General features: G+C 71.4%; 10 protein-coding genes. 5 read left to right on the top strand and 5 right to left on the bottom strand.

Translation table 11 applies throughout. The features are described 5' to 3' along the window. Window positions 1–261 precede the first annotated feature (261 nt). Together POF43_RS25930 and POF43_RS25925 are read left to right on the top strand one after the other, a co-directional pair. Window positions 262–1404 (top strand): M24 family metallopeptidase, encoded by a 1143-nt coding sequence (locus tag POF43_RS25930; RefSeq protein WP_271315894.1) that lies wholly within the window; start codon window positions 262–264, stop codon window positions 1402–1404. A 358-nt stretch (window positions 1405–1762) separates the two neighbouring features. Further along, a complete protein-coding gene (locus POF43_RS25925) occupies window positions 1763–3163 on the top strand; it encodes a C39 family peptidase (protein WP_271324594.1) in 1401 nt (466 codons plus the stop codon). A 147-nt stretch (window positions 3164–3310) separates the two neighbouring features. On the opposite strand, the gene POF43_RS25920 is transcribed toward POF43_RS25925, so the two are convergent. Beyond that, window positions 3311–4450, bottom strand: a complete 1140-nt coding sequence (locus tag POF43_RS25920) for a hypothetical protein (protein WP_271324595.1) — start codon at window positions 4448–4450, stop codon at window positions 3311–3313. A 97-nt stretch (window positions 4451–4547) separates the two neighbouring features. Here POF43_RS25920 and POF43_RS35220 point away from each other — a divergent pair, with 97 nt between their 5' ends. Both POF43_RS35220 and POF43_RS25915 read left to right on the top strand, forming a co-directional pair. Beyond that, a complete protein-coding gene (locus POF43_RS35220) occupies window positions 4548–4916 on the top strand; it encodes an eCIS core domain-containing protein (protein WP_372516124.1) in 369 nt (122 codons plus the stop codon). A gap of 135 nt (window positions 4917–5051) precedes the next feature. Beyond that, on the top strand, window positions 5052–5735 hold the full coding sequence (locus POF43_RS25915) for a hypothetical protein (RefSeq protein WP_271324596.1): 684 nt from the start codon (window positions 5052–5054) through the stop codon (window positions 5733–5735). A 335-nt stretch (window positions 5736–6070) separates the two neighbouring features. Here POF43_RS25915 and POF43_RS25910 read toward each other — a convergent pair whose 3' ends face one another. Then, a complete protein-coding gene (locus tag POF43_RS25910) occupies window positions 6071–6256 on the bottom strand; it encodes a hypothetical protein (protein ID WP_271315901.1) in 186 nt (61 codons plus the stop codon). A 197-nt stretch (window positions 6257–6453) separates the two neighbouring features. Beyond that, entirely contained in the window at window positions 6454–7080 is a 627-nt protein-coding gene (locus POF43_RS25905; RefSeq protein ID WP_271324597.1) for an alpha-ketoglutarate-dependent dioxygenase AlkB, read from the bottom strand. 580 nt (window positions 7081–7660) lie between these two features. Here POF43_RS25905 and POF43_RS25900 point away from each other — a divergent pair. After that, window positions 7661–8242, top strand: a complete 582-nt coding sequence (locus POF43_RS25900; RefSeq protein WP_271314720.1) for a GNAT family N-acetyltransferase — start codon at window positions 7661–7663, stop codon at window positions 8240–8242. A 94-nt stretch (window positions 8243–8336) separates the two neighbouring features. Here the strand turns inward: POF43_RS25900 and POF43_RS25895 are convergent, their stop codons facing one another. Both POF43_RS25895 and POF43_RS25890 read right to left on the bottom strand, forming a co-directional pair. Further along, on the bottom strand, window positions 8337–8897 hold the full coding sequence (locus tag POF43_RS25895) for a hypothetical protein (RefSeq protein WP_308217766.1): 561 nt from the start codon (window positions 8895–8897) through the stop codon (window positions 8337–8339). A gap of 911 nt (window positions 8898–9808) precedes the next feature. Beyond that, window positions 9809–12163 (bottom strand): FG-GAP-like repeat-containing protein, encoded by a 2355-nt coding sequence (locus tag POF43_RS25890; RefSeq protein WP_271323371.1) that lies wholly within the window; start codon window positions 12161–12163, stop codon window positions 9809–9811. Window positions 12164–12231 lie beyond the last annotated feature (68 nt).

Raw genomic sequence — 12231 nt, 5'->3', positions numbered from 1 at the left:
TACGTGGGGGGTGGGGGCGTTGCGCTGCGGTGCGGGGGAGTGGTGGGCGGTGCGGTGGGCGTCGGTGCGGTCCGGGCGTGTCGGGCTGCGGGGGTGCGGTGGGCTGCGCCGGTGCGGTGGCGGTGGGCGGTGCGGTGGCAGGCGTGGCGCGGTCGTGGCGGGCGGTGCGGTCGCAGCGGGCGGTGTGGTGGCAGGCGTGGCGGGGCGCACGGCGTGCCGGGGCTGGGTCGTTGCCGCCGGGCGGCCGGACGGGCGTCTACGGTGGCCGGTGTGACTGACACCCGGGACACCGCCGCCGCCCTGTATCCCGCCGACCGGGTCGCGACCGCCTGCCGGGCGGCGGCCGCCGCCGGCCTGGACGCGTTGCTCGTCTCGCCCGGTGCCGACCTGCGGTACCTGACCGGCTACCAGGCCCACCCGCTGGAGCGGCTGACCTGCCTGGTCTGCCCGGCCCAGGGCGATCCGCTGCTGGTGGTACCGGCGTTGGAGAAGCCGGCCGCCGAGGCGTCGCCGGCCGGTGCGCTCGGCGTGGAGATCATCGGCTGGGCCGAGACGGACGACCCGTACGCCCTGGTCGCCGAGCGCCTGACGTCCGGGGTCCGCCGGGTCGGGGTCGACAACCACATGTGGGCCGAGAAGGTGCTGGCGTTCCGCGCCGCGCTGCCCGGCGCCGAACAGACGCTGGCCGGCACGGTGTTGCGGGAGATGCGGATGCGCAAGTCACCGGCCGAGATCGCCGCGCTGCGCCGGGCCGGCGCCGCCATCGACCGGGTGCACCGGCGGATCGGCGACTGGCTCAGGCCCGGCCGCACCGAACGCGAGGTGGCCCAGGACATCGCCGCCGCCATCGTCGAGGCCGGCCACGCCACCTGCGACTTCGTCATCGTCGGCGCCGGACCCAACGGCGCCAGCCCGCACCACGAGGTCTCCGACCGCACCATCCGGCGCGGCGACGCGGTCGTCGTCGACATCGGCGGCACCACGGCCGACGGCTACTGCTCCGACTCCACCCGTACCTACGCGGTCGGCGAGCCGCACGCCGACTTCCGCGACCTGTACGAGGTGCTGCGCCGCGCCCAGCAGACCCAGACCGACGCGGTGCGGCCCGGCATCACCGCCCAGGAACTCGACGCGGTGGGCCGCGACATCATCGAGGACGCCGGCTACGGCGACCACTTCATCCACCGCACCGGCCACGGCATCGGCCTGGAGACGCACGAGGAGCCGTACATCGTGGCGGGCAACGACCTGGTGCTGGAGCCGGGGATGACCTTCTCGCTGGAGCCGGGCATCTACCTGCCGGGCCGGTTCGGCGCCCGCATCGAGGACATCGCGGTGTGCACCGAGGACGGCGGCGAACGGCTCAACACCACCGGCCGCGATCTGGTCGTGCTGCCCGCCTGACACGCGTCACGCCTGACGCGCCTGGCGCGCACGATATGCGTGATGTGCGTGATGGGACCGAGGGGCGTGACGGGCGTGACGGGACCGGACAGGGCCGCCGCGCACGACGGGCCGGGCGACGCCGACCCGGCCGACACGCCTGGCCGGCCCGACCGGTGTGACGAACGGCCGCGATGACGTACCGTCAGCCGGAAGGGCGCCAGTGGTCTATACCAATAAACATCGCTGACCTGCCTGGTAACCCTGGCCGAATCACGGTCGCACCGGCGATAGTTGCCCTGCGAACCGGTTACCGGCCCCCCGCGTCACCGACGAAGCACTCACGAACACCTCAGCAACGAGGAGATGGGGCTCCGCAATGACAAGACCCGCTCCGCGCCGTGCCGTTCTGGCCGCCGCGCTCGCGACCGCGGCGACCGTGGCCGTCGTGGACCCGGCCCGGGCCTCCGCCGCGCCGCACTCCGCCACCGCCGGGCGGCCCGCCCACCCGGCGGACACCGCCCCGGCCCCGCAGGACGCGCCCGTGGACTACCACTCCTGGACCACCTACACCGACTGGCGCTGCGGCGCGGGCCACGGCACGCTGGTCGTGCCCGGCCGCCGTCCCGGCATCGCCGTCGGCCACCCGGCCGGCACCACCAGCTACACCGACCCGCACACCTCCACCACCGCCGACTACGAGTACGCGGTGTGGACCTCCCCGCGGCACCAGCTGCGGTTCGGCGCCAGCCAGCTCGTCGCCTCCTGGAACGCCGCCACCCCCGAAGGCACCTGGATCCAGGTCGAGATGGGCGGCACGTACTCCGACGGCACCGCCACCCCGTGGTACGTCATGGGCCGCTGGACCTCCGGTGACTCCGACGCCGACATCCGGCGCACCTCCCTCGACGGGCAGGACGACGGCAAGAGCAACATCGGCACCGACACCTTCGCCATCGACGACGCCTCGACCGGCCTGCGCCTGACCGCGTACCAGCTGCGCGTCACGCTGTACCGCAAGCCCGGTGACCAGGCGAGCCCGATCGTCTGGCGGGTCGGCGCGATGGCCTCCGACATCCCGGACCGTTTCACCGTGCCCGCCTCCACGCCCGGCGACGCCGCCGGCATCGAGCTGCCGGTGCCGACGTTCTCCCAGGACATCCACAAGGGCCAGTACCCGCAGTACGACAACGGCGGCGAGGCGTGGTGCAGCCCCACCTCCTCGTCGATGGTCGTCAAGTACTGGGGCCGCGGCCCCTCCCAGGCCCAGCTGGCCTGGGTCGACCCCACCTACGCCGACCCCGAGGTCGACTACGCGGCCCGCTACACCTACGACTACCAGTACGAGGGCTGCGGCAACTGGCCGTTCAACGCCGCCTACGCCGCCAGCTGGCCGGACATGGAAGGCGTCGTCACCCGGCTGCACTCGCTCAACGACATCGAGCACCTGATCAAGCACGGCATCCCGGTGATAACGTCCCAGTCCTTCATCGCCTCCGACCTCGACGGCGCCAACTACAGCACCTCGGGCCACCTGATGTGCATCGCCGGCTTCACCGCCGACGGCGACGTGGTCGCCCACGACCCGGCCAGCTCCGACGACGCCGCGGTGCGCAACGTCTACCGGCGCGCGCAGTTCGAGACGGTGTGGCTGCGCACCCAGCGCATCAACGCCACCGGCGGCGTCTCCAGCGGCTCCGGCGGCGTGGTCTACGTCTACTTCCCCACCGACATCACCCCGGTCCAGCGGCTCGCGCTGGCCGGCGTCGGCATCCGCTAGCCACCGCCCGCCCGGCCGCCGGCACCTGCTGGCGGCCGGGCGGTGTACGGCGGACCCGGCCGCATCGTGCGGTGCCGCTCGCGGCGCGGCCGGGCCCGGGGTGCCGCCGGTGGGCGACACCGGCGCGGGCGACACCGGTGCGGGCGGTCACGCGATCCCGTCGCCGTCGTCGACGTACTGGACGTGCACGCCGCCGGGGGACATGCCCGGGGCGACGGTGCGGGCGATGAAGGTCGCGTTCGTCCGGTTGTTCTTGCGGGTGCAGTCGGTGTACCGGGCTCCGGAGCCGGGCCGGCCGGGCTGCTTGGTCTGGTGGTAGGCGTGTTTCCCGACGAGCGCACAGTTGCGGTAGCTGACGATCCCGGGGTCGGTGTACTCGTGGGCGATCAGCGCGGCGGAGAACGCTTCGAAGCCCAGGGCCGTGTCGTCGCAGCCGTCGAAGACGATCTGCGAGTCGGACCAGGCGCTGTTGATGACCTGGTGCGTCACGTTGCGCAGTTCGAACCTGACGTCCCGGACCGCGAGTTTCTGCACCGAGTCGTAGTGACTTCCGCCGGCGAGCTGGATGAACCGGGACCGGGCGCCGTCCGGCCGGGCTCCTTCGAGAATCCACGAGCCGCCGGAGATCGCGATCGAGCCGCCCTTGTCGAAGCGCAGCGCGGTCCCGTACTGGTACTCGACCTTGCAGTCGCGGAGGGAGAAGTTGAGGAACTGGTCCTGCGCCGGGTAGCCGGACCTGCCGGACCACAGCCAGGCGTTCTCGTAGGACCCGGTGACCGTGCACCGGTCGAAGACCCATTCGGAGTTGCAGTTCGAGTTCCGCGGACCGTCGAGGACGATCCCGTTGCCCCAGGTGCCGCGCCATTCGCAGCGGACGAAGTTCCAGTCCTGTGCCCCGCCGATGTCCGAGCAGTTGGAATGGAGGTAGTCCGCGGCCTTGTTCGTGGAGCGGAAGGAGCAGTCGTACCAGGTGACGCCCATCCAGCGGTCCGTGTTGACCAGGAGCGGCGCGGCGCCGGCCATGACGATCTCGGACGACCGCTTGCCCAGCCCGCGCACCGTGAGGCCCTGAGCGCGTCCGGACACCGCGGGCATGATCGTGTCGCTCACGGTGTAGACGCCGGTCAGTAGCACCTCGACCGTGGACACCGGGACGGAACCGCCCGCATCCGTGGCCAGCCGCTTGCCGACGTCGGCGAACAGCTTCCGGAACGCGGCCGTCCAGTCCGTGTCGCCGGCCTGGTGGTAGTCCTCGGGCCGAACGGTCCATGCGTTGAGCGCGGCCATGACGCCTCCTTGACAGCTACTGAAAGGCTCGGCCACAACCCGGGGGCGCATGCCGCGCCGAGCGGTTGTGCGGTAGCACGACCGGCTCACGAGAGGGGTGCGCCTGCGGCACCCGACCGGGGCGGCCTGCACGGCGGGGGGTGCCCGCGCGGCGAGGGGCGCACGTGTACGGCGTGGGGCGTCTGCGCGGCTAGGGGCGTCTGCACCGCGAGATACCCGTACCGTCAGCGCGGGAGCCCTCCAGCGGCCGGCGGCCACGAGGGCGGCCCGGGCCGCTCTTCGCCGCCTCGGCGCCGACTTCGCCGACGTTCGCGTCCACAACGGCCCCGCCGCCCGCGCGTCCGCCATTGCCATCCGTACACGCGCCGCACCTCGGGCGATGGCCCATCAACGGAACAGCGTACGGCCGTCGGCGCCCCGCACGTACCGGGATCCCGGGGCTTTTTCTCGTATTCCCGTGGTGTGACCCGGCCCGTCGCGGACATCCTGAGGGTACCGATGCCGACCCGCCGTCACCCCCGCGTGCGGCGCGCCGCATCACACGCCCGCGCCCTCATCGGCCGGTGCGGGCCGGACGACTCGTCAAGGAAGGGGCCAGCCGATGACACGCACGATGTACGACGGCGTGACCGTAGCCGACCTCCCCAGCGGCGCACCGCTCTACGCCGGCTACGTGGACGGCATCTACGCCAACGTGACCGCGTTGCGGAAACGGTTTCCCAAGGCCCGCGTCGTGGAGATCGCCGTCTTCGCCTCCACGCACGCGGGGCAGGTGCTGGACGTGGAGACCGGCGACGCCACGCCCGCGCAGGCCCCCGGCTGGGTGACCGCCCGCCGGCACGCCGGCGCCGACCCGACCGTGTACTGCAACTCCAGTACCTGGCCGTCGGTACGCGCCGCGTTCACCAAGGCCGGGGTCGCCCAACCGCACTACTGGATCGCCGACTACGACGGCAAGGCGACCGTCCCGTCGGGGGCCGTCGCCAAGCAGTTCAAGAGCACCGCCCACTACGACCAGTCCGTCGTGGCCGACTACTGGCCCGGCGTCGACCCCGAGGAGGACGACATGGCACTCAGCGCCGACGACAAGAAGTGGCTGGCCGCCGAGATCGCGAGCCAGATCAAGGCGGCGCTCCCGTCGATAGCCGCCGCCGTCGCCCATACCGACGGCCTCTACACCGCCCCCGCCGACCGGTCCGACCAGTCGAACAAGACCTGGTCCCTGGAGAGCATGGTCACCGACATCAACACCCACGTCCGCGACCTGACCGACGACAAGGGGTAGGGGAGTACTGAGACCGGGGGACGTGGACGGCGCCGGAATATCCAGGCGCGGCGTCGGCGGCGTCCACTACAGTCGTCGTCAAGTCCGGGTGCGCAGGCAGCGGTTACTTCTGGAAGACGTTCCCCCCGGGGAACTGCGGTTCGATTCCGCGACACCGCCGCCGCTTTGATCTCCGGACCCCTTACTTCCCCCGCTGCCCCGCTGCCCTGGCGGGCAGGCCGCCGGGTCGCCGGGTCGCCTTCGTGCCGAACGGGCAGCGGGCGGTCCGTCGAACGGGTTCACCGGGCGGTCCGCAACGGGAAACAGTCGCAGCGGCCGCCGCGCCCCGCCCTCCGTCATGCCGCCGCCGGAGCCACCATCTCCCGCCACGCCGCGAGCCACATGCGCTGCCATCGCGCCAGCTCCAGCCGATCGACCGCCGACAGCTGGCCGCGCTCGGTGAGTCGGCGGATCTCCGCCTGAGCGTGTTCCAACCGGCCCGCCGGCGCGGGTGACACCACAGGCTCAGAGGTAGGGGACATGGGGAACAGTCTAGTGACGACCACCGGCAATTCGACCTTGCAACTACTGGCCGCCGTCCGCTTGCGGTCGTCGCCGCGCCGACCGCCTTCACTGCCTCGTGGCCCGGGTGCGTGGCCCGGAACCGTCGGCTCCGCGGCCGCCCTCCCGTTCCTGCCCGGCCTCCGCCCGGCCGTGCGCCGACGGCGCCACCCCGGCCTCACGCCACCCCCGCCGGCCGGAACTGCACGCTGATCCGCGGCCCCACCTGCCGCGCCGACTTCGGCACGCAGTGGTCCCAGGTGCGCTGGCACGAGCCGCCCATCACGATCAGATCGCCGTGCCCCAGCGGCTGCCGCACCGCCGGCCCGCCACCGTCGCGCGGCCGCAACGCCAGTGTCCGCGGCTCCCCGACCGACACGATCGCCACCATCGTGTCCTCCCGCTCCCCGCGCCCGATCCGGTCCCCGTGCCACGCGACGCTGTCCCGCCCGTCCCGGTAGTAACACAGCCCCGCACTGCGGAACGGCTCACCCAGCTCCACCGCGTACCGCGCGCTCAACGCCGCCCGTGCCTCTTCCAGTACCGGATGCGGCAACCGCTCACCCGCCCGGTAGTACGACAGCAGCCGCGGTACGTCCACCACCCGCTCATACATCCGCCGCCGCCCCGCCTGCCACGGCACCTCCTCCACCAGCGCCGCGAACAGCAGATCCGCGCCCGTCAACCACCCCGGCAGCACGTCGATCCACGCCCCCTGCCCGAGCACCCTCCGCCGCACCCCGGCCAAGGACCTCAGCCCGATCTCGTCCCCCGCGTCGAAGAGTGACCCCTGTACCGCTGCCATAACCCCAGCGTACGACGCTATAGAACGTACGAGCGAATAGGGGTGAGGCGGGTGTTCCTGCGGATCGACGGCGGGCTGGACGGTTGCGGCACGGGGTACGGGGAGTGGGGGTCGGCGGGGTGGCGGTGCGGGCTGTCGGCCGGCGGTGCGGGTGCTGGCGTTACGGGTACGAGGGCGGCGGTGCGGGCGCGTGCCGGGGGCGTGGCGGAGGTTCGAGCGGCGCCGTGGTGACAGGCGGTGCGGGGGCCGGCGGCGCGGGGGCTGCGGTGTTGCAGTGCACCGAGGCGGGGCAGCGGCCCGACCGGCGCCGTGGCGGCAGGCGGCGCGGGGGCCGGCGGTGTGGCAACGCATTGAGGTCCCGCTTGGCGGCGCGGCGACTTAGGCGGCATGGCGAAGCTGGCGCGCGGCGGTGCGACGGCACGGCGATGCAGCCGCGCGCCGGTGCGGTGGCGGGAGTGACCGCGCAGCGATGCGGTGGCGTGAACGTGCGCCAGGCGCCGAGCGGCGATTACTCCGGACGGGTGTGGCCGAGTCGATATCCAGTTGTCCGCCCGCCGTCCGCCGGGATAGCACTGGGGGCGTGATACGTGGAGAGAGAGTCCTCCTGCGCTCCCGGCGGGAGTCCGACGTCGCGGTGTTGTGCGACGGCCTGTACGACGATGTGCTCGGCCATTCGCGTGCTGACAGCAGGCCCTGGGTGCCCACGCAGCCGTCGAAGTCGCCGTTCACCCACGCCCTGGACGACCCGGCCCCGGATGCGGCCCACTTCACCGTCGTCGAGGCCGTCCCCGTGACGCCCGACGCCCCGGACGGTGAACGGCTCGTCGGTGAGGCGCTCCTGTGGGGCATCGACCTCCACAACCGCGGCGCCCACCTCGGGCTGTCCCTCCTTCCCTCCGCCCGCGGCCGAGGTCTCGGTACCGATGTCGTGCGTGTGCTGTGCGAGTACGGCTTCGCCGTGCGCGGTCTGCGGCGCCTGGAGATCAACACCTTGTACGACAACCACGCCATGGTCGCCGCCGCCCACCGCTGCGGCTTCGTTCGCGAGGGCCTGCGCCGCCGCTCCGCCTGGGTCTACGGAGAGTTCCTCGACGAACTGATCCTCGGACTGCTGGCGGAGGACTGGCCGCCGACCCGGGCCGGCGGTACGACGGGGGAGTGAACCGCGGCGCCCACCCGGGGCCTCCGCCCACCCCGCTGCCACCTATCCGCCGCGTCTCCTTCCTGCCGCTTCCCGGCGCCGGCCCCGGCGGCGCTCACTTCTTCTGTTTCAGGCCGAGCACCGCCTCCGCTGTCGTCCAGTTGGTGGCGATGGCGTGCTGGGCGGCGGCCAGCGTGGCCTTGTGGTCGCAGACGGCACTGTGCAGGGTGCTTTCGACGGCGTCCTTGTCGTTGTCGGGGCCGGAGCCGGGTTTGTGGTCGGGGGAGGGCGGTTCGACCCAGAGGTTGCGGGCGTCGTTCGGGTCGCCGCCGAGTTCCAGGCTGACCAGGTGGTCGTACTCGGCGTCGTGGAGTGAACCGGTGTAGCCGTAGGACTTGGCGTTGGCCGTCTTCTCCCGTTCGGTGATGTCGGTGGGTGGGCGGATGCCGGAGCTGTAGCCGGCGCGGCAGATGGTCGTGCCGAGGTCGGACTGCGTGACCTTGGGGTTACTGGCTCCGGGAGTGCATGACGCGTCGGGCAGTGGCTGGTGGCCGTCGGCGTAGCGGAAGTGGCAGGAGCCCGGGGCGGGTTGGGTCTGGACGCGGTACGCGGGCTGAGGTCCGGGGCCGACCGGTACCGCTCCGCCGGCCGTGGTGGCGGGTGTCCCCGCCGACACCGGGGCGCTCGACCCCGGCGGCCCGGACGAGCCGTTTCCTGGCGACCCGTGCGGTATCGCTCCGCAGGACGTGAGAAGGAGCGCCGTCAGCGCCGTGGCCGCGCCCCGCTGGACAGGCCCGAGGATCGACCGCCTCGCCGAACCGGGAGCCGGCGTGGCGTTGAGTCCCGATGCGACGTTGGATACCGCACCGGGAGAGGACGTGGACTCGGGCCCCGGCGTGGAGGAGGTCGAGGTGGGCATGGACATGGAAGCCTCCGGGGGAGTGGGAGCATTACCTGCTGCGTCCAGATTGCCCCAGTTTTGCGCTCCGGATGCGGCTCCGGACTCGCTTCCACCGTTTCGTGTGGCTTGTCATGTCGCTCCCTTGACTGGGGGTCAAGGCGTCGCAGGTTCAACTCCTGTCGTCCCGACGGTGCTGTCGCAGGTCAGAGCCCGTCTCCACAACGTGGAGGCGGGCTTTTGGCATGCGTATTGTCCGTTTCGGATGTGAGAAGTTGTGAGAGGCACCTGTGCAGCCCCCGTGTCTCCTCAGGTCAGCGGGTTGGATGTGCGCGAGCCACGTGGCATGCGTCATGGAAGGCGGTGGCCGGTGACGGGGCTGCGCGCGCCTTCCGTCTCGTTCGTGCCGCCGGTGCAGTTGGCCGTCGGCCTCTCTCCGCACGTCCTGCACCCCAGGGGATGAGGCGGTCAGCGAGCGGAGGGGCTCTGCGGGAGGGAGGGCGTGGGGCGGCGGTCTGTCCTTCAGTGCTCGTGCTGACTCCGCACAGCTCGTGAACCGTGATGCCCACGAGCCGCGCGGGCCCCGTCGCCGGCCGGATCGGGTGACGGCGGAACAACCGTCCCGCCGCGGTGAGTCGGTCGTTCGCGGCCCTGGTCCATGGCTCTCCAGCCGACGGACCGCCTGCCGGTCAGTTGATGTCGGTGATGTGCGTCCACAGCTTGCTGTCGTCGACGACGGCGTGGGCGCCGAACTCGGTGCCGCCGGTGAGGGTGTGGCCCATGTTGGCCCACAGCTGCACGCCGGTGGGGTTGGTGGTGTTGACAGTGGAGAACAGGTCGGGGTAGCCGTCGCCGTCGATGTCGCCGAGGCTGGCGATCAGGGGGCGCTGGGTCTTGGTGAAGCTGCCGGTGTCGATCGCGGTGCCGGTACCGAGGGTGACGGCACCCGTGCCGGGATCGACCGCGGTGAGGTACTGGCAGATCACGCCGGTGGTGTTGTTGCGGGCCCACAGGTCCGCGTACCCGTCACCGTTGACGTCGCCGGGGGCGATGATCGTGTAGTCGCTCCAGTCGGTGCCGGGGGCGAGCTGGACGGCGCTGCCGAAGGAGCCGGAGGCGTTGGAGCCGAGGAAGAGCCAGAGTTCGGAGCCTTCGACGGTGATGAGGTCGGCGTTGCCGTCGCCGTTGCCGTCGCCGGGGGCGATCATCTGGGTGGCGGCGGACCAGCTGGTGGCTGAGTAGTGCGCGCAGTCACCGGAGGCGCAGGTGGGTCGGTAGACCTGGGTGCGGTTGTCGGCCGTGTAGAACTCCTGGTTGTGGCCGGGCAGCCCGCCGGAGTTGTTGATGTTGTTGGTGTAGAGCCACAGGTGGCCGCTCTTCTCCGCCCACAGGTCGTCGACCTTCTGGCCGGAGACGCTGTACTTGCCCGAGGAGCGGTGGGCGATGAGGGTGTTGGCCCAGGTGGTGCCGTCAGGGGAGTCCGCGGGGCCGGAGGCGATCGCAGGGGTGGGAGCGGTGGTGGTGCCGGGGACGGACTGGTTGGGCTGGATGAGGTCCAGGCTGTTGTTGCCGCTGTCGGCGGCGAGCAGGTCGGGCACGCCGTCGTCGTTGACGTCACCGGGGCTGACGGAGGCGGTGTTCTGCGGGACGTAGAACCGGACGGTGGTGGGTTGGGACTCGTTGCCGGCCTGGTCGACGGAGTCGGCGTAAAGGGTGTGGGTGCCCCACGAGGTGACGGGCACCGAGACGTTGTCAGCCGCTGAGAGGGCGACGTGGGTGCCGCCGTCACCGGCGAGGGCGGTGGCGGAGTCGAGGGTGTAGTCGTAGTGGTCGATGCCGCTGGCCCGGCCGCCGGTGGGAACCACGTCGGTCGCGCTCAGGGAGAACGTCAGGTTCCTCCCGGCGCTGCCCGGCGGGGTGTCCGTCACCGTGGGGTTGTGGGGCGCGGAGGCGTCGTACCAGAACAGGCAGTGGTCGGAGGCGTCCGAGGTGTCGATGCCGTCGGAGGCGAGCACATCCCAGCCATAGAGGTGACCGTCGGTCAACTTGGCAGCAGGGACGGTCAGGTTGACGGTGCCGCCGGTTCCGGATACGACGTTGGTGCTGTCGGTCTCGTTGACGCCGGGCAGATAAGCGGTAGGGGTGCTGCCGCTGCCGTCGCCTCCGTCGTCCCACATGCTGAACTTGCCCTGGATCTGCTGCTTGGATCCGTCGGGGTCACTGACGTGGGCGGACAGACCGACGCTGCCGCCGGACAGGTTTCCGATCCAGCCGTAATCGCCCTTGATGGTGCAGGTGTTGTCGTTCGGCTGCGGGATGGGCGAGGTGGTGGGGCTGGTGGGGACGTTGGGCGGGTTGTTGTAGAGCAGGGTGAGTGAGGCGCTCTTGTTGAAGCGCTTGAAGGCGCTCGGGGTCGATTCGTCGCCGGTGAGGCGGAAGGTCAGCACGCCGTCCCCGTCGTCCTGGGCGGCCTTCGTCATGTTGAAGGTTGCCTTGGTGTCGCCGGGGCAGCCCGAGTTGCCGCTACCGGTGATCGACTGGGTGTCGGTGTCATCGGTGTAGGGCGTGGGTTGGTTGTTCCATGTGGTGGACGAGCTGATGTGCGGTGAGTTCTTCGCGGTGACGGTGTAGTCGGTGCAGCCCCAGTCGGCGGAGTAGTTCTGGGTGACGTTCAGCTTGGCGCTGCTGATGTCGGTGCCGGCGGCCGCGCCCATGTTGAACTGGTAGAAGGTGCGTTCCGCGCCGGTGCTGGCCTGGTACTGCTGGTCGCCAACACCGAGGTCGTTGCTGGTGTCGCTGTAGTTCTGGGTGCTCGGGTAGGCGGACTGCACGTAGGTGGAGCCGGAGCTGTTGGGCGTCACCGAGACCGGCGTGGGGTCGACGTCGGGGTCGATGTAGACCGGGTAGCGGGACAGCTCCAGTGGTCGACCACCACCGCGTACAACGGTGCCGACGAAACCCTCGTCACCCCGCCCGACGGCGGCACACCGACCGAGACGGTCACCGACATACGCGGGCAGAAGACCGAATTCGACCAGTTCCACGCCGGCACCCCGACCGGGGCGTACGACAAGACCCTGTACACCTACGACGCGGCGGGACGCACTGTCCA

Source organism: Streptantibioticus silvisoli, from assembly GCF_027947535.2.
GTDB classification, from domain to species: domain Bacteria; phylum Actinomycetota; class Actinomycetes; order Streptomycetales; family Streptomycetaceae; genus Streptantibioticus_C; species Streptantibioticus_C silvisoli.
The sequence above is the reverse complement of the archived record's forward strand: the minus strand, read 5'-3'. Positions and strand labels throughout refer to the sequence as shown.